Annotated in this window: 16 protein-coding genes; 12 read left to right on the top strand and 4 right to left on the bottom strand. The window is 47.5% G+C overall.

Going from position 1 to position 18,789, the window contains the following annotated elements:
- Positions 1–30 precede the first annotated feature (30 nt).
- The 5 genes from ACR65H_RS01915 (at position 31) to ACR65H_RS01895 (ending at position 4,306) form a co-directional block, all read left to right on the top strand.
- Positions 31–165, top strand: coding sequence for a hypothetical protein (locus ACR65H_RS01915; protein ID WP_440498366.1), 135 nt, complete (start codon positions 31–33; stop codon positions 163–165).
- A 25-nt stretch (positions 166–190) separates the two neighbouring features.
- Positions 191–1,153, top strand: coding sequence for a 2-hydroxyacid dehydrogenase (locus tag ACR65H_RS01910; RefSeq protein WP_440498365.1), 963 nt, complete (start codon positions 191–193; stop codon positions 1,151–1,153).
- A 193-nt stretch (positions 1,154–1,346) separates the two neighbouring features.
- Positions 1,347–3,089 (top strand): carbon starvation CstA family protein, encoded by a 1,743-nt coding sequence (locus tag ACR65H_RS01905; protein ID WP_440498364.1) that lies wholly within the window; start codon positions 1,347–1,349, stop codon positions 3,087–3,089.
- An 18-nt stretch (positions 3,090–3,107) separates the two neighbouring features.
- Positions 3,108–3,365 carry a cory-CC-star protein gene (locus tag ACR65H_RS01900; protein ID WP_440498363.1) on the top strand — a complete coding sequence of 86 codons (258 nt, stop codon included), beginning with the start codon at positions 3,108–3,110 and terminating at the stop codon, positions 3,363–3,365.
- A 14-nt stretch (positions 3,366–3,379) separates the two neighbouring features.
- Positions 3,380–4,306 (top strand): ArsA family ATPase, encoded by a 927-nt coding sequence (locus ACR65H_RS01895; RefSeq protein WP_440498362.1) that lies wholly within the window; start codon positions 3,380–3,382, stop codon positions 4,304–4,306.
- 58 nt (positions 4,307–4,364) lie between these two features.
- On the opposite strand, the gene hutG is transcribed toward ACR65H_RS01895, so the two are convergent.
- Positions 4,365–5,297: a formimidoylglutamase gene (hutG, locus tag ACR65H_RS01890; RefSeq protein WP_440498361.1), complete on the bottom strand. Its 933-nt coding sequence runs from the start codon at positions 5,295–5,297 to the stop codon at positions 4,365–4,367.
- Positions 5,298–5,326: 29 nt separating this feature from the next.
- On the opposite strand from hutG, the gene ACR65H_RS01885 reads away from it, so the two are divergent.
- A complete protein-coding gene (locus tag ACR65H_RS01885) occupies positions 5,327–6,814 on the top strand; it encodes a helix-turn-helix transcriptional regulator (protein WP_440498360.1) in 1,488 nt (495 codons plus the stop codon).
- Positions 6,815–6,867: 53 nt separating this feature from the next.
- On the opposite strand, the gene ACR65H_RS01880 is transcribed toward ACR65H_RS01885, so the two are convergent.
- Positions 6,868–7,443, bottom strand: a complete 576-nt coding sequence (locus tag ACR65H_RS01880) for an ECF transporter S component (protein ID WP_440498359.1) — start codon at positions 7,441–7,443, stop codon at positions 6,868–6,870.
- Positions 7,444–7,646: 203 nt separating this feature from the next.
- On the opposite strand from ACR65H_RS01880, the gene ACR65H_RS01875 reads away from it, so the two are divergent.
- From ACR65H_RS01875 to ACR65H_RS01855, 5 genes are all read left to right on the top strand, one after another.
- A complete protein-coding gene (locus ACR65H_RS01875; RefSeq protein WP_440498358.1) occupies positions 7,647–8,492 on the top strand; it encodes a pyridoxamine kinase in 846 nt (281 codons plus the stop codon).
- A gap of 196 nt (positions 8,493–8,688) precedes the next feature.
- A complete protein-coding gene (hutU, locus tag ACR65H_RS01870; protein WP_440498357.1) occupies positions 8,689–10,353 on the top strand; it encodes a urocanate hydratase in 1,665 nt (554 codons plus the stop codon).
- A 5-nt stretch (positions 10,354–10,358) separates the two neighbouring features.
- A complete protein-coding gene (gene hutI / locus ACR65H_RS01865) occupies positions 10,359–11,612 on the top strand; it encodes an imidazolonepropionase (protein ID WP_440498356.1) in 1,254 nt (417 codons plus the stop codon).
- Between the two features lie 89 nt (positions 11,613–11,701).
- Complete coding sequence (locus ACR65H_RS01860; RefSeq protein ID WP_440498355.1) at positions 11,702–13,021, top strand: YjiH family protein; 1,320 nt, start codon at positions 11,702–11,704, stop codon at positions 13,019–13,021.
- Between the two features lie 248 nt (positions 13,022–13,269).
- A complete protein-coding gene (locus ACR65H_RS01855) occupies positions 13,270–15,093 on the top strand; it encodes a tetratricopeptide repeat protein (protein ID WP_440498354.1) in 1,824 nt (607 codons plus the stop codon).
- Between the two features lie 152 nt (positions 15,094–15,245).
- Here ACR65H_RS01855 and ACR65H_RS01850 read toward each other — a convergent pair whose 3' ends face one another.
- Both ACR65H_RS01850 and ACR65H_RS01845 read right to left on the bottom strand, forming a co-directional pair.
- A complete protein-coding gene (locus ACR65H_RS01850; protein WP_440498353.1) occupies positions 15,246–16,043 on the bottom strand; it encodes a TIGR00266 family protein in 798 nt (265 codons plus the stop codon).
- 61 nt (positions 16,044–16,104) lie between these two features.
- A complete protein-coding gene (locus ACR65H_RS01845) occupies positions 16,105–16,980 on the bottom strand; it encodes a TetR/AcrR family transcriptional regulator (RefSeq protein ID WP_440498352.1) in 876 nt (291 codons plus the stop codon).
- Between the two features lie 197 nt (positions 16,981–17,177).
- Between ACR65H_RS01845 and ACR65H_RS01840 the strand changes: the two genes are divergently transcribed.
- On the top strand, positions 17,178–18,707 hold the full coding sequence (locus ACR65H_RS01840; RefSeq protein WP_440498584.1) for a DHA2 family efflux MFS transporter permease subunit: 1,530 nt from the start codon (positions 17,178–17,180) through the stop codon (positions 18,705–18,707).
- Positions 18,708–18,789: the final 82 nt, after the last annotated feature.

The following is an 18,789-nucleotide window of genomic DNA, read 5'->3' as shown; positions in this document are numbered from 1 at the left end:
AGGTCATGAAATGACAATAACTCTAGGGAAATGATCGATAACTGTTGGGAAATGAACGATAAGTCGGCTGAAATGACCGATAAAGATGTGAAAATGACCGATATCCGTCAAGAAATGACCGATAACTTTATGCAAGGCAAAAAAGAACTGACTGAATTATGCTAATATAAGTGAAAAAGGAGGGTTTGCGATGAAACCTACTATATTTATTACAAGAAAGCTGCCCGATGAGCTCGTGGCACCATTAAAAGAAAAGTTCACTGTCCGGATGTGGGATTCGGAAGATGTGGCGGTGCCTGCCGAGGTATTACGAGAAGAGATCGTGCAAGCCGATGCGCTTTGGACGATGCTTTCAGATACGATTGATCGCGATATGCTGGAAAGCGCAACTAACTTAAAAGTAATTTCCAACTTGGCGGTGGGCTTCAATAATATTGATATAAAAGCGGCTGAGGAGAAGGGCATCATCGTGACGAATACGCCTGATGTATTGACGGAAACGACTGCAGACCTTGCATTCGGCTTACTGCTTGCCACAGCGCGCCGCTTCAATTCAGCGGAAAAGGAATTGCGGGAAGGCGGCTGGCTTTCGTGGACGCCGATGGGCTATACCGGTATGGATGTGTACGGGACAACCATCGGCATTATCGGAATGGGGCGGATTGGCGAAGCGGTCGCACGCAGGGCAAAAGGGTTCAATATGCATGTGCTCTATCATAACCGTAGCCGAAAGCATGAAACTGAAGACAAGTTTGGCGTCAAATATGCTGAATTGGACGACCTATTAAAACGGGCCGATCATGTTGTGATTCTCGTGCCTCTTACCGAAGAGACGAAAGGGATGATCGGCGAACGGGAGCTGTCGCTTATGAAGAAAACGGCGACTCTCATCAGCGTCTCACGCGGAGGCATCGTCGATGAAATCGCCCTCTATGACGCGTTGAAAAATAATACGATCTTCGCAGCGGGGCTGGACGTTTTTGAAAAGGAGCCGATTCCTCTCGAGCATCCACTGCTCACCTTAGCGAATGTCACGGCAGTCCCCCATATTGGAAGCGCAAGCGTGCAGACGAGGCGGGCGATGATGGCATTGAACGCACAGGCGATCATTGATGTTTTGGAGGGAAATGAACCGAAGAACCGTGTAAATTGAATACAGTTCTGCAAGGCAGCTCGTTCCTGCCAACCATCCGTTACGTATATGCATTCCCGTCACAATCTTTTTGGAATGGTCATAAGCAGTTGTCCCTGACAATAGATTGTACTAGCTGATAATAAGGGAAATACCTTCGTTTTGAGCTACTCGGAACGAAGTGCAAATAGAAACGGAATGGAGGAAAGGGAAATTGAGTGCAATTGTAGTTGCAGTGGCAGGGATGATTGTTTTTGCGTTGGGATACCGGTTTTATTCAAAATTTGTCGCTGAAAAGATCTTCAGGTTAGATCCGAATTATGTGACGCCAGCGCATCGGTACAAAGATGGGGTCGACTTTGTGCCGACGAATAAGTTTGTCCTATGGGGGCATCATTTCACATCAGTCGCAGGTGCAGCTCCGATACTGGGGCCTGCAATCGCCGTCTATTGGGGCTGGTTGCCGGCTTTGCTATGGGTCGTTCTCGGAACTGTATTCGCTGCTGGTGTCCATGACTTCGGAACTTTGGTGTTATCCGTTCGCCATAAAGGCCAATCGGTTGGTACGTTAGCGAACCGCCTCATTGGACAACGGGCAAAAATTCTGTTCTTGTTCATTATCCTCATTTTAGTGTTGATGGTGAATGCGGTATTTGCTTGGGTCATCTCTAATTTGTTCATTAAATTCCCAGCAAGCGTTTTACCGGTTTTCATTCAAATTCCTCTGGCGATTTGGATTGGCACTGTCGTTTATAAGCGGCAGAAAAAGATGCTTGTTCCTTCGCTCATCGCTTTGGCTGTTATGTATATTGCAGCAGTTGTCTCCAGTAAAGTGGGATTCTTGCAGATTGATCTTGTGAAGTACATGGGCGGGGCGGAAGGAGCCGGTCTGTTCGGACTTGGTGCTGTATCAACGGCCTTCTTCATTTGGATTGTCATTTTGATGGTGTATGTCTATTTCGCTTCCACACTGCCGGTTTGGCGACTGTTGCAGCCGCGTGATTTCATCAACTCACACCAATTGGTAGTCGGACTTGGCATTCTCTACTTAGGCTTGCTTTTCGCAAATCCTACGATCACGGCTCCAATGACGAATGCAACATCTGACGTATCATGGTTCCCGCTTCTGTTCATTACAATTGCATGCGGAGCGATATCAGGTTTCCACGGACTCGTTTCGTCAGGAACTTCATCGAAGCAGTTGAATAAAGAGACGGATGCCCGATTTGTCGGCTATCTTGGAGCAGTCGGCGAAGGTATTTTAGCACTTGTCTCTATTATTGCGGTCATCACCTTCTTCCCGAACAAAGATGCATTCCTCGCAACCTACAGCAGCTTCGGTGCGGCAAATGGCTCCGGCCTGACTGTTTTCGTACAAGGGGCCAGTAAATTGGCGACAAGTTTGTATATACCGGCTGATGTGGCAACGACGATTGTATCGATTATAGTCATTAGCTTCGCAGCAACAACATTGGATACTTCGGTCCGGTTAATGCGATACATCATTGCGGAATTGGGCATGGAATACAACATGCCGAAGCTTTCAAAGAAACATGTGGCGACATCGGTTGCGGTTTTATCAAGTGCCGCGCTTGTGCTTTTGCCAGAAGGGCCGAATGGATTCGGATCGGGCGGATATTTGCTCTGGCCTTTGTTCGGAACGGCGAACCAGTTGTTGGCAGGCATCAGCTTGCTGCTGATTGCGGTTTGGCTCAAGCGGCTTGGCAGGAACTATCTTGTGGCCATCATTCCGATGATCTTCCTGCTTTTCATGACACTGTTGGCGATGTTTAAGCAAGTGGTCTATGAATGGTCATGGTTCGGGTCAAGCTCGAACTGGCTGCTCTTCATCTTCGGCGCAATCATTTTCGTCTTTGCGGTTTGGATCATATTGACTGCATTCTCCGCCTTGTCCGGCAAAAATAATCAGCACATATCAACGGACTTGGAAGAGTAGTAGGGGGAGAGAGTTACTATGATTGATTCCCTGAAAAAGCTGATTTCGTACTACGAAGAAGTCATTAGTTTGCCACACCGCCGGGAAATTGCTTCAGAATTGAGGGATGAGGAGGATCTCTTTTTCCTCCTCCTTTATTCCGAAATGATCGGCATTCCGAATCCGGCGTATTATTACACATTGGAACTCTATCCGCATATGATTGAAAAATTCCACGAATGGCATTTGCGCATGGGCATGGAGAAGTCTCCGATGCTTGGCATCCGCTGTTGCTGAAATGAGGGGAAACGATGGACGTATTGACGAAACAAATCATTTTTGTTGGCGGAAAGGGCGGAGTAGGCAAATCGACAACAGCCGCGGCCATTGCACACCGCTTATCCGCATCCGGGAACCGCACACTTTTAGTATCAACGGATCCAGCCCATAATGTCGGTGATATATTTGGCCGGATGATCGGCGGCAAACCGGTGGAGGTGGCGGATCGGTTAGTGGCACTGGAAATCGATCCACAGCTTGAGACGGAACGGTATATTGCTGGGGTGAAGGACAATATTAAGGGCGTCGTCCATTCCAGTATGATGGAGGAAGTGCATCGCCAGTTGGACACGGCAAAAGCATCGCCAGGAGCGGACGAGGCGGCCCTTTTCGATAAACTGATCACGATTATTTTGGAGGAACGCGAGCATTTTGACAAAATTGTGTTTGACACTGCGCCAACTGGTCATACAATCCGTTTGCTGTCGCTTCCTGACCTAATGGGTGTGTGGATTCATGGCTTATTGGAAAAACGAAAAAAGGCGAATGTTAATTACTCGCGTCTGCTTAATGACGGTGAACCGGTGGAAGATCCGATTTTTGAAGTGTTATCAGTGAGGCAGCAACGCTTTACCCGAGTCCGTGAACTATTAATGGATCAGCAGACGACAGGTTTTATTTTCGTTTTGAACCCGGAGCGGCTGCCAATTTTGGAAACGGAAAAAGCGATCCAATTGTTGAACCGGCATTCACTTCAAGTGAAGTCAATTGTCGTCAATAAGATGCTCCCTGCACAGGTCGAAGGTGAGTTTTGGAATGAACGGAAAGAGCATGAGCGGAAATATGTAGAGCTGATAGAGAGGACGTTCAAGAACCAAGACATCCTTTATGTCCCTCTTTTTCAGAGAGATATTACTAGCTTTGAGGACTTGGCTCAGTTTAGTGAACAATTAGCGTAGGAAAAGAAGGCAATCTTAGTGGGGAATTAACCTAAGATTGCCTTTTTGCTTAACGAAATTAATTTTTCATGAACCCCGCAATCGCTTCATTCACAAAATAAGCGCCGAGCTTCACGGTTTTTCCATTTTCGTCCAGTGCAGGATTTACTTCACAAATGTCGAAGGAATGCGTCTTCGTATGCCCTGCGACCTTTCGGATAATCGCGCGCACGGTCGACGGCTCAATACCGAACGGGGAAGGCGCGCTTACACCAGGGGCAAACGCCGCGTTCAAGACGTCAGTACATAATGTCAACATCACAGCATCATGCTTGTCCATGAAGGCATCCAATAAATCCATCAGGTTCTCGAGCTGGCCGGGTATCATTTCATCCTCATGCACGTATGTTACGCCAAGCAGTTCTGCGCGGTCAAACAGTTCCTGCGTATTCCCGTACCGCTGGATGCCCGCGACGAAATAGCTCGCATTCTCATCACTCTCCAAAATCTGCCTGAACATTGTGCCTGAAGAAGACTGTTCGTCGTATGGTCGCAGATCGAAATGAGCATCGATGTTGACGATGCCGAGAGAGGCGTCCGGACCTAAAAATTCACGCACGCCGAGATAATGGCCGTACAGCGTTTCATGCCCGCCTCCGAGAATGATCGGCGTTGCACCGTTTGAAAGGAGCATTCCTACCGTTTTTCCGAGTTCTTGCTGGGCCGTTTCCAATTCTTCGCCTGTACAAGCAACATTGCCGACATCGAATAGCCGAGCAGTTTCCCCGAACCTCCACGGCAGATTTGCTAGCCCAGTGCGCAATGCATCCGGTGCTTTAGCAGCACCGAGCCGCCCTTTATTCCGCCGGACGCCTTCCTCGCATTCAAATCCTATGATTACGCATCCGTCCTTCGCCGTCTGCAAATCTACCGCTTCGACAATCTGATGATAACGAAAAGCCGTGCGATTTACGGCATCATCGATCCTTCCTGTCCAAATGGATTCATTCATAACCCTCATCCCTTCCCAAAGAAGACTTCTTGCCTTCAGTATATAGCTGGATTATGATTATTCCAACTATCGATTGGGAAGAAGGCGAAATTATGAACATCCAACTGCTCATCAAAGACCCTCTCGAAGCGCAAGGGCTCAAATGGCTGCTCACCTCCCAGTGGACCGACATGGAAGTGGAGATTGCAAGGAAGGCGGAAGGGCTAGCCGACACATATCTCTACATCATCGACATGGATACCATCCTGCAGGATGAAATTGAGCTGCCCCCGCAAGCCATCTGGCTCGCCATCTCATCGGAAAGAACATTCCAAACCGTCTACAAAGCGCTCTCTCTGAAAGCGGAAGACATCCTTTTCAGACCGTTTCCGCCCGAGCGGCTCCTTAAACAAGTCCAGCAAATCCGCTTCAGGTGGCGCAACGAACAGGCGCAGCTCAAAAACCCTGTCCGGCAGAAGGAAGGCCGCGTCATCTATGAAAACCTTCTCCTCGGGGATGCGCGTACAGAACACCCAGTGCTTTTGAGTTTAATCGCGCCATCGCGGCCAGAAGATCTCGACCATCTTGTCCGCGAACTTGAATTGCATGATTTTCCGACGGCTTATGACATTTTTCCGTTTTCAGATTTTGTGTTAGTCGTCCATAAATTGCAAAATCTTCATGTTCTCCAAGAAGCATACTCGATGTTTTTCGCACAATGGAAGCGCCAGTCGGATGCGCTGTTGACGATTTATTTATATACAGCTGAAATCGGAGAGGGCTACCGGGTGCTGTATAAAAAGATGCGCCGTTTTCACGAGAAGATTTTCTATGACGGCTACGATATCGTGACAATAGAAAAAGAGGATCTCCATTGGAGGGATATGGATCCTTTCCTGTCACCGCTTGAGCAGCGGAAGTGGGTGGAGATGCTCGAGAAACAGCAGGTGTCGGAAATCCGAGATTGGATGGAGCAGGATTTTCTCACACTTGAATCACCATTCCCAGACCCCGAAATGGTCCGTGTGCGGTTGACAAGCATACTGGCGCAAATCCGCCGGTACATGACTGCGAAATCATTGAAGTCGCAACCGGTGGAGCAGGCTTACCATTCCCTCTTCGAAACGGTCATCCGCGAGCCGGTTATGTACCATATCATACAATCTTTCATCGGGTTCATCGTGGAATTGCTTCAGTCTTCCGTCGGCCGATCGAATCAGGTAGGCAGCTTAGTCGACAAAGTTCGGGAAAGGATTGCAGCAAATTATTGGGATGCTTCCTGGAGCTTGGCGGCATGCGCGGACGAGCTGAAGCTTCACAAAAGCACGTTGAGCCGCAAGTTTGCGAAGGAGGCGGGGCAGCCTTTCAGTGAAGCATTGCTGAAAATGCGGATAGAGGAAGCAAAGCGTTTATTGACAGAGACTGACTTGCCCGTTGCAGAAGTTTCACGGTCTGCCGGGTTTACGCATTCCACGTATTTCAGTCGGCGGTTCAAAGAGGAGACGGGCATGACGCCCTATCAATTTAGAATGAGATAGAGATATAAAAAAAGCAGTGAGGAATGAGATAGATTTTCCTCACTGCATATTATTTAAAATTTCTTCCGGAAAAACGGTGTCTTTTTCAAAGTGAGGCAAAGCGGTATGGCAATAAGCAGACCGACGACGCTTTGAATGAGGTCACCCGGTATGGATGCAAGTGGTGCCACCCAGTTGTTGTACATAATTCCTTGCCCGATGTAGTAGACTGCAAGCATGACAGGCGTCGAAGCAACGGCAGCCCAGATGTTGAGGTTGACGTTATCACCCCGGTGACCTTTCGACCAAGCGATTTTCCCGACGATATAGCCCTGCAAGGCGCGAGCGACGATGGTCGTTGGCGCCCAAATGGCCCAACCGCCAAAGATATCAAACAAGCCCATTCCGATGGCTCCTGCAAGTGCTCCCTTTTTCGGTCCAAATAAAATGGCGACGATAAACAGCATCGCTGTTCCTAGGTGAATCAAACCGCCTTGCCCAAATGGAAGTTTTATATTGATCATCGTTGCGATAAGTACAAATGCCGACAAAATAGCGGTAAGCACTAAATCGAAAGTTTTCGTACGCGTTTGGCGTTGTATAATTACTAAATTAGTATCCGGTTGTTTTTTACGCTGTATGATTTGCATTTGCGAATCCACTTCCTCACTTCATGGAATTTTGAGTACTTTCATTTTACTGGAGATCTGACCATCACAAAAGTGCCAGTTCGATGAAAGTAATAGGGGTCAGTTGAGTGAGGCAGAAATTGTCGGTCTCTGTATTCTTGCTTTTCCCTTCTTGTGGTACGATGGAGGAAATGCTAGTACCGACGAGGTAGGTGGGAAGTGTAATGAGAAAAGTTGCGGTGATCCAAGATATGTCATCCTTCGGAAAATGCTCGCTTACAGCGGCCATCCCGGTCTTATCCGTCATGGGAGTGCAAGCAGTGCCGCTGCCGACTGCCATTTTGACGTCACAGACAGAGTATCCGAGCTATTATTGTGAGGATTTGACGTCGAAGATGCATCATTTTATAGACGAGTGGAGCAAGTTGGGCGCTGCTTTTGACGGTATTCATACGGGGTTCGTGACAGGAAAAGAGCAGATTGAAAATATTTTTTCGTTTTTAGATACGTTTTACAAAGAAGAGACAACGTTGCTTGTCGACCCTGTCATGGGCGATCGGGGAGAGATGTATGAGGCTTTGTCAGGTGAGCTGATTGATTATATGAAAGAGCTGGCGAGGCGCGCGGATATTATCACGCCGAACGTTACGGAGTGCTGTCTACTGACGGGAGTGCCGTTTGAAAAGCTGCAAAGTTATCGGGCGAACGAAGATTATTTATCCGCGATTGAGGAGGCGGGCCGACAGTTGCAGTCAATGACCGGCGCGAAAGTCATCGTTACCGGCTTAAATCCGCCAGCCATATCGGAAACAAGACAAGTTGGCAATATGTATATCGACGATTTCCGAACGTTTCACAGTCTTCAGGAATATAACGGTATGAGCTATTCGGGGACAGGTGATTTATTTGCATCGGTCATCATGGGCGGAATGATGCGCGGCCAAGACGTTGCAGAGACAATGGAGCTTGCAGAGAAGTTTTTATCTTCCGCAATCGAAGCGACCGTGAAGGAACGAATTATAAGCCAGGACGGCGTGAATTTTGAAACATTTTTAGGGATGTTGCTTTAAAAGGGTGAACTGTTTCTTGATGCAGTCAAGGAATGGTTCGCTCTTTTATTTGGTAGCAACAGGAGTTATATTCATCAAAATTATTCAAAAGTTTATTATTTATTAGTCAATAAAGTGTAATATTATTATCATTTCATAAACAATTATCTGAAACTTCCCTATAGAATGATAGTAACGAAAGGGAGGTTGTTATAAAATGAAAGCGGATACAGTGGAGAAGGTCGTTCAATATACAGGTACAGAATTGAATACGAAGGGGTGGCAGCAGGAGGCGGCACTTCGGATGCTCATGAACAATTTGCATCCTGACGTAGCGGAGCATCCTGAGAAGCTCGTCGTTTATGGGGGAATTGGGAAGGCGGCGCGTAACTGGGAAAGCTTTGACGCCATCGTTCGTTCTTTGAAGGAACTTGAAAATGATGAAACATTATTGATTCAATCGGGTAAACCGGTTGCAATTTTCAAATCACATACAGATGCACCTCGCGTATTGATTGCCAATTCGAATATTGTCCCGGCTTACGCCAATTGGGACACATTCCATGAGCTCGACAAGAAGGGCTTGATGATGTATGGGCAAATGACAGCGGGCAGCTGGATTTATATCGGATCGCAAGGAATTGTGCAAGGGACGTATGAAACATTTGCGGAGCTTGCAAAGCAACATTTCGGGGATTCGTTGAAAGGGACGATCACATTGACGGCTGGCCTCGGCGGCATGGGCGGTGCGCAGCCATTGGCAGTTACGATGGCGGGTGGCGTGTGCATCGGCATCGAAGTCGATGAAACACGGATCGATCGCCGTATTGAAACACGTTATACGGATGTAAAAACGGACTCCTTGGATGAAGCGATTCGTCTGGCGGAAGAGGCGAAGGCGGAAGGGAAGGCGCTGTCGATCGGTCTTCTAGGGAATGCGGCGGATTTATTGCCAGAAATGATTGCACGTGGATTCAATCCGGATGTATTGACAGATCAGACATCTGCGCATGACCCACTGAATGGTTATATTCCATCCGGCATGTCGCTTGAGGAAGCTGCGGATCTTCGCGCTACAAATCCGGATGAGTACGTGAAACGGTCGAAAGCTTCCATGGCGAAGCATGTCGCGGCAATGATCGAGATGATGGATAAAGGCGCCATCACATTCGACTACGGAAACAACATCCGTCAAGTGGCGAAGGATGAAGGCGTTGAACGGGCATTTGAATTCCCGGGATTCGTTCCAGCGTATATCCGTCCGCAATTCTGCGAAGGGAAAGGACCTTTCCGCTGGGTGGCGCTTTCGGGAGACCCGGAAGATATCCGGAAGACGGACGAAGTCATCTTGCGTGAATTCAGCTATAATACACATCTTTGCAATTGGATCAGAATGGCGCAGGAGAAAATCCAATTCCAAGGGCTTCCTTCACGGATTTGCTGGTTAGGATACGGCGAGCGTGCGCGTTTTGGAAAAATCATCAATGATATGGTCGCAAGCGGTGAATTGAGTGCGCCGATCGTCATCGGACGCGATCACCTCGATTCAGGTTCAGTTGCATCTCCTAACCGTGAGACGGAAGCGATGAAGGATGGCTCGGATGTTGTTTCTGACTGGCCGATCTTAAATGCAATGATCAATGCGGTCGGCGGGGCGACTTGGGTATCTGTCCATCATGGCGGCGGCGTCGGGATGGGGTATTCACAGCATGCGGGCATGGTTATTGTCGCGGACGGAACGAAGGAAGCGGAAGCGCGTCTTGAGCGTGTGTTGACTTCGGATCCTGGAATGGGCATCGCTCGTCACGTCGACGCGGGCTATGATCTCGCTATTCAGACAGCGAAGGAAAAAGGGGTTAACATCCCGATGATGGAAGGATGAGATTCTTGAAACCAATTTGGATCAAACATGCAGCACAACTTGCGACAATCGCGGGCAAAAACGAGCCGCGTAAGCGTAAGGAAATGTCTGACCTAGGTATTATCGAAGACGGCAGTGTTTGGATTGAAAATGGCGTCATTGCAGCAATTGGGGCGACTGAGGAATTGGAGCGCGAGTACGGAGACCGGGCTTCAGAAGCGGACATCATTGATGCGACAGGACGACTCGTGACGCCTGGCCTCGTCGATCCGCATACGCATGTTGCTTATGGCGGAAGCCGCGAACGGGAATTCGAAATGCGTCTCGAAGGTGCGACGTATATGGAAATCATGAATGCGGGAGGCGGCATTCATGCGACGACACGAATGACGCGTGAAGCGACGGAAGATGAACTCGTGGAGCAGACGTTGCGCAGATTGGATTCATTCCTGAAGCATGGTGTGACGACAGTTGAAGGGAAAAGCGGTTATGGGCTCGATCTTGAAACGGAGCTGAAGCAGCTTCGGGCGATGAAGCGGTTGAATGACATCCATCCGATCGACCTTGTGCCGACATTCATGGGTGCGCATGCCGTCCCGCAAGAATATAAAGGCAATGAAGATGAATATATTGATAGCATTATTAATGACATGCTTCCTGTCGTGGCAGAAGAGAAGCTTGCAGTTTTCAACGATGTGTTCTGCGAAGTGGGCGTGTTTACCCCCGAGCAGTCCGAACGCATTTTGGAGGCGGGGAAGAAGTTTGGGTTGATTCCGAAAATCCATGCTGACGAAATTGAGTCATACGGAGGGGCGGAGCTTGCGGCGAAAGTCGGTGCCATATCGGCGGAGCATCTATTAAAGGCATCTGACGAAGGCATCAAACAGATGGCGGAAGCAGGCGTGATCGCTTGTTTATTGCCGGCAACTGCTTTGTACTTACGTGAGGAAGCTGCCAAGGGACGTCAAATGGTCGATGAAGGCGTAGCTGTCGCTATTTCGACGGACTGCAATCCAGGCTCGTCACCGACGACTTCAATGCCTCTCGTCATGAACTTGGCGTGCATTTCGATGCGTTTGACGCCTGCCGAAGCGCTTGTCGCGGCAACGATGAATGCAGCTTGCGCGATCAAGATGGAGGACAAAGTCGGGTCGCTCGAAGTCGGGAAGCAAGGGGATGTCGTCATATGGAACATCTCGAACTATCAGGAGCTTCAATATTTATTTGGCGTGAATCACGTCGATAAGGTTTGGAAAAAGGGAGAACAGGTCGTAGGGTAATGCTTTGCCGTGAATGAACAGATAGGGGCTTCATTCACGGTTTTCTTTCAATTGAAGTTATTGGAACATTAGGAGAAGGGGGAAAGTTTATGGCGCAAGTAGGGGAGAAAGTGAAAGCGCAATCAAATCCTGGCATGTGGAAGTTTTTTGTCTTTAGCGCAATCGGGGCATTCATGTTTTTCGTTCCGGTCACAATCGGCGGAAAGAATTCGATCATGCTGGATCATATTGTCACGTGGATTCAAACGTATGGCAGCGGGGCGCTGCCGTATTATGCGTTGCTCGTCATTTTAGCCGGTGCGGTCTATCCGTTCGTTTCAGGTACTTGGAAAAAATCGACCGTCAATATGGTTTTTTCGTTTTTTAAAGTAATCGGCTTGGTTGTCGGAATCATGCTTGTCTTCAATGTAGGACCTGGATGGCTTTTTGATCCAAGCATGGGGCCGTTCCTGTTGAATAAACTCGTTATACCTGTCGGGTTGTTAGTCCCGATCGGTGCAGTGTTTTTAGCTTTATTAGTCGGATACGGCCTATTGGAATTCATCGGCGTTCTCGTGCAGCCGATCATGCGCCCGATTTGGAAGACGCCGGGAAGGTCTGCAATCGATGCCGTCGCTTCATTTGTCGGTTCGTATTCGTTAGGACTGTTAATTACAAACCGTGTATATAAAGAAGGGAAATATACGGCGAAGGAAGCCGCTATCATCGCGACGGGATTCTCAACGGTTTCTGCGACTTTCATGGTTGTCGTTGCGAAGACGCTCGACTTAATGAGCATGTGGAATTTGTATTTCTGGGTGACGTTACTTGTCACGTTTATCGTCACGGCAATTACGGTGCATTTATGGCCGTTGCGTTCGATTAAAAATGAGTATTATGAAGGGTCGACGCCGCAGCCTGAAGTGAAACCGGAAGGGAAGCGCATCGCGACTGCGTGGGAAGAAGCAATGGAGACGGTTTCGAAAGCGCCGACGCTCGGACAAAATATCGTAATGAATGTTAAAGACGGACTCCTCATGGCAATGGCAATCCTGCCATCGATTTTATCCATCGGACTGTTAGGCCTTGTGTTGGCAGAGTTTACGCCTGTATTTGATTGGATCGGATATATTTTCTATCCGTTCACATGGGCATTGCAGCTGCCAGAGCCGATGTTAGTCGCAAAAGCGAGTGCGCTCGGTATCGCGGAGATGTTCTTGCCAGCATTGCTCGTTGTGGAATCGGCATTAGTCGTCAAGTTCGTCATCGCAGTCGTATCGGTTTCGTCGATCATCTTCTTCTCGGCGGTTGTGCCGTGTATCGTTTCGACGGAAATTCCTATTTCCATTCCGCAACTCATTGCAATTTGGGTGCAACGTGTCATTTTGACAATCATCATCGTGACGCCAATCGCGTATTTATTGCTATAGTTTGTGTGGAAACACCCGGGGGAGCCCTGGGTGTTTTTCTTATCGGTCATTTCCGGAGGTTTATCGGTCAGTTGGAACAAGTTATCGGTCACTTCTGAGAAGTTATCGTTCAGTTGGGGCGAGTTATCGATCGATTTCACAAAGTTATCGTCATTTCAGGACTTTCGACCCCTACAGAAGTAGAGCAAAGCGACAGCCACTCACCGTATTTGTTATGATGAAGGAAAGCATCAATAGGGGGTTGTATGATGATTGGCAGAAATGATCCTTGTACATGCGGAAGCGGGAAGAAATATAAGAAATGCTGTGGAAAGAAGGGTCCTGATTTAGTCGGTCTGCTTGTGAATGAAGAGCTGGATCAAATCCTTGGCAATTTCTTTGAGCTCTATCCAAAAGGGGAAGACCGGAAAGAGATGATCCGGATAATGCGGGAGTGGCTTCTTCGTCTTTCGGACAGCTGGACGAAGGACGATATTGAAGAGGCAGCAGGTGAATTTTATTTATTCGTATATAATCCGACAGGCTGGCATGAATACATAGAGGAGCAGATAAGGATAGCGAAGCGTGAAGCGGTCGTTTCAGTTTTGAAGGCGTGGGACGAGCCGTTTATGCTGCTCGCGGAAGTGGTTGGCGCAGAAACGAGCATGCTGAAAGTCCGTCAGCTGTTCACTGGAGAAGAATATTATGTCACCCGCAATGAAGGAATGCCGGTCGATGAAGGGACATTACTGTTCGGGGCGGTGCTGCGTGATCCGAGAAAAAGGGAAGACGCAATCGCGCCTGTTTCTTCGATGATGTTCCTCGCAAAGTGGAGCAAGCAGACGAAGCGGTCGTTGATGGAATTGCGCGAAGCTAATGAAGGGAAGACGTTGGAGGAATTTGTGCGTGCACATGCGCTCGATATTTATGAGCTTTTCATTAAACGGAGCCTAGCTTCACTGAATGAATTGGTTGAGGAAGTACTCGTCCCTTCGCAATTGGATGCATTGAAAGCGTTGGAAGTGGCGTTGCGCGAACTCGGACAAGACACGGATACAAGGGAAATTATGCATAAATTAGCGGTCGCGTACTTCATGAATATTCAGCAGGAGATTCCGTCGGTGAATGATTTTGTCTCGGCAGCCGTTTGGACGGGGGCGAAACACGGCGTCGTAAGAAATCTTAAAGATAGCGAGGAGGAAATTGCGTCCCGATACGAAGCATCTCTTGAAGGGATGAAACCGTTTGTGGATGATTTATCCTCTCTATATGAAGAAATGATGGGCAGCTTCGACGAACCGATGGCGAATGTTGTATTCGATATCGGAACGGATCCGCGGCCGACAGAAAAAGGACTTTGGGAAACGGCGATGACGACGGCTGGTGTCGTTGAGCCGGAACGGAAGCCTGATGTCGATGAAGGAAGGGCGCAAATGCTAGCGTATGAAGCGTATGCGGCGGAAAGCGAAGAGGAACGGCGGGACCTCGCTGAGAGAGCGTCAGCAATTTCATCCGAGCTTCCGGATGCGCTATTGCTTGAGGCGGAAGTAGAAGGCGATGTGAAGAATGCGTCCGCTCTATACGAAAAGGCAATTCGCAATGCAAGCAAGATGTTCGAGCCGGGTGAAAATCCGTGGATGAACCTCCCAAACCGGCCATTCATGCGTGCGGCTTTCGCGTATGGCGTCCATTTGTTCAAACAAAGAGAATTTGACGAAGCGGCAGATGTATTCAAGGATCTTGTCCGAATGAACCCGACGGATAATCAAGGTGCACGTTTTGAAGCGGTTGCTTGTTTGATTCATGCCGAGCGATTTAACGAAGCTGCTGAACTGATGGTTCGCTATGAAAAAGGTTCGCAAAATGATGCGACGTATTTATATCTTGACTGGAAATTGGAGCATGAAGCATCTGGCGGGAAATCGGAAGATGCTAGAGAAATGCTTGATAAAGCGGCGAAAGCGAATGGCCATGTCATGCATTTGATGACGTTCAAGGCGAAAACGATCGATTATCCGAAACAGATGAATATCCACCCGGGAAGTGAAGAGGAAGCGCGTTATATATGGCTGTTGTTGAATGGCGCAAATTAAGGTAATATGTCCGTTTATGCGCGAATAACGGCATTTATGAGCGATATGGGCGGTTTATGTTTCAATTTGGGGATTTATGCGTGATTTTACAACTTTATGAGTGGTTCGAGCATGAAAAAACCGGGACGCCGAGGCGTTCCGGTTTTACTTTCTTATTTTCCACCAAGCATATTGAACAATCCGCCTGCGATGCTTCCTTCGTCACGTGAACCGCCGCCTGGAGTTTGCGGTGCTGCTGCAAAGACGCGGCTTGCAAGTCTTGAGAACGGCAATGATTGGATCCATACTTTTCCCGGACCTTTCAATGTTGCGAAGAATAATCCCTCGCCGCCGAATAAAGCGGTTTTTACGCCTTTTACCATTTCAATATTGTAGTCGACGTCCTGTGTCATGGCGACGAGACATCCCGTATCGACGCGTAATGTTTCACCTGGAGAAAGAGTCTTCTCAATAATTGTTCCGCCGGCATGTACGAAAGCCATGCCATCCCCTTCAAGTTTCTGCATAATGAAGCCTTCGCCGCCGAAAAAGCCTACGCCGACTTTCCTTTGGAATTCAACCCCTACGGAAACGCCTTTTGCGGCTGCTAAAAATGCATCTTTCTGGCAGATGATCTTGCCGTTATATTCACTTAAATCCATCGGAATGATTTTGCCGGGATACGGAGCTGCGAAGGAAGCGTGCTTTTTACCTGAACCTTCATTCGTGAACGTCGTCATGAAGAGACTTTCCCCAGTTAATAGACGTTTGCCGGCCCCCATTAATTTGCCCATAATTCCACCGCCTGAGCTGCCTGAGCCGTCTCCGAAAATCGTCTCCATTTCAATTCCGTCCTCCATCATCATTAAGGAACCGGCCTCAGCGACGACTGTTTCGCCTGGATCGAGTTCGACCTCTACAAATTGCATATCGTCTCCGTACAGTTTGAAATCGATTTCGTGGTTGTTCATAAATAGCCTCCTCCAATTTAGTTGCTGATTAATTGTACGGCGGACGTCTTCAAAAGTTTCATTACTTTGTATTAATTGAATCGATATATTTCCATAGAAGATATAAGACTTCGTTCACACGATCAGCAAGCTTCGTGCCGTTGCCAGCTTCTCGGAATGAACGGCTGACAGCTTCCAAAAGGTACACCCTTGGTTTATCGGATTGCAATTCCGTTAATAGGAAGGTTGTATATTCCAAACTGCTGTCATCCAGCTCGGGCTCCTTTTTCAGTGCGAGAAGTTCGTCTTGAATTTTTACTTTCAGTTCTTTGGAAGAGAGCCTTAAAGGTGTAATCATATGATTTTCAAGTAAGACATCGTTCTGTTCAATCAAGTCGGACATAAGGGCGTCCATCCTCCGAAACGTGAAGTGGACAAGTTTTCCAATGTCCGGTTCCTTGGAGGAGCCAACTTTCCAAAAATGGTTCAGTTGTTGGATCATCCCAAGGGTCATGACCGAGCAGTCGAAAGCGTGGGGCTCCGCTTCCTTGCCATAAACATCGATGAGCCGACTGGCAATCCATTTCAACTCGTCAAGATGGTACCCCTTCACGAAATTACGGAGCTCTTCATCATTGGAATAGAAAACTGCCTCGTAAATCGGAAGTAAATTTAACTCGCGGTTTACTTGCATCCTGACGAGGATTTGCTCTGCCAATATGTCTTTATCTTTTTTATTCCGCCCGGCGAGAAGTTCGCGTCTCCGAATGACAGACTCGTTATGTGCAACTTCCAATATGGCCATGAGACACTCGTTTTTGGAAGTGAAATAATTATAAAATGTCCCTTTGGAGATTTTCGCCTCTTCTAGGATGTCTTGGATGGAAGTGGATGTGAATCCCTTCTCAATAAACAGCTTTTTCGCAGTCAACATGACTTGGTGTTTACGGTCATTCATCTATATCACCCTATATCATTATTTAATATTGGACTGTAAGTACAAATTTATTTTATCAAACAAAGAGCTGATATAACAGTGTTTAAAACTTTTTTTGTATGAAAACGTTTTCCTTCGTTGCGTATTTTGAACTAAGAGTATAAAATGTTTAATTGTGTATGGGAGATTAGAAATTGAATGGAGGAATTCTATTGGAAATGGATATAAAGAAAATGCACGAAAAGCCTCCTTATGGAATGATAGCGATTTTATTCTTCGGGGCGTTCGTCGCGATTTTAAACAATACATTATTGAATATTGCCTTGCCTTCTATTATGAATGAGTTTGCGGTGAAGCCGTCTGCGGTTCAATGGCTGACGACTGGTTATATGCTCGTGAACGGCATCATGATTCCGGCAAGTGCTTTCTTTGTCCAAAAGTTTACGAACCGTAGACTATTTTTAACGGCGATGACGTTATTTACGATTGGAACGGCTTTAGCCATCTTTGCGCCGACGTTCGGTCTGCTCGTTGCGTCGCGTATGATTCAAGCATCGGGTTCCGCATTGATGATGCCGTTATTAATGAACGTTATGCTTGTCGCGTTTCCGATTGAGAAAAGAGGATCGGCGATGGGGATGTTCGGGCTTGTCATGTTTACGGCGCCTGCAATCGGGCCGACATTGTCGGGTTGGATTGTCGAACATTATTCATGGCGTACACTTTTTGAAATCGTGTTGCCGTTTGCGATTGTTACGATCCTCTTTGCGCTTTGGAAGTTGAAAGATATTACGCCGAATACGTCTGTGAAACTAGATGTTTTCTCCCTCGCTTTGTCGAGCATCGGTTTCGGCGGTCTGCTGTATGGATTCAGCTCAGCGGGAGATAAAGGATGGGGCGCTCCTGTTGTTTACGGAACAATTGCAATTGGAGCGATCTCACTAATTGTCTTCATCCTTCGGCAATTACGTATGGAAGAACCTATGTTGGATTTTAGAATTTATAAGTACCCGATGTTTGCACTTGCATCGGTCATTTCGATTGTTTTGTCAGTAGCGATGTTCTCAGGGATGATCCTTACGCCGCTTTACGTTCAGGAAGTTCGAGGGATTTCGCCGTTTGAAGCAGGAATTTTGATGCTTCCTGGTGCGGTGCTCATGGGAATCATGTCGCCGATTACTGGCCGCTTGTTCGATAAATATGGTGCTCGAATCCTTGCGATCGTTGGACTGCTCATTACGGTTGTTACGACGTTTTATTTGAGCAAACTTGAATTGCATTCAGGATATTACTATTTGATGGCGCTTTATACAATCCGGATGTTCGGGATGTCCATGGTCATGATGCCGATTATGACAAACGGTTTGAATCAGTTACCGATGAAATCAAACCCGCACGGAACAGCGATGAATAATACGTTGCAACAAGTTTCCGGCGCGATCGGTTCGGCGATTCTGCTTACAATTATGACGAAGCGGATGGAAAAATCGGGGGAATCCCTATTTAAAGATGCAGCGGCAAGCGGAAACATACCTACGGATAAAGGCGGAATGGCGGCATTGGAGCATGAAATCGGCTTGAAGGCGATGCTGGACGGCATCAATTATTCCTTCTTCGTTGCTACCATTATTGCTGTTGTTGCCCTGATTCTCACATTGTTCATTAAAAGAGTACTACCTCCGAAATATGAAGACATGAATCCACCGACTGCGGAAAGTTCAATTGAAACGAAGACTGTAAAAGAATAAAAAAGGTGTAGACAACTCGTCTACGCTTTTTTTCATATTTTAAAAGCTTAGTTTTAGTGGATTTTTCCATATTTAATTTTAA

Source organism: Sporosarcina sp. SAFN-015 (assembly GCF_059415085.1).
The sequence above is the reverse complement of the archived record's forward strand: the minus strand, read 5'-3'. Positions and strand labels throughout refer to the sequence as shown.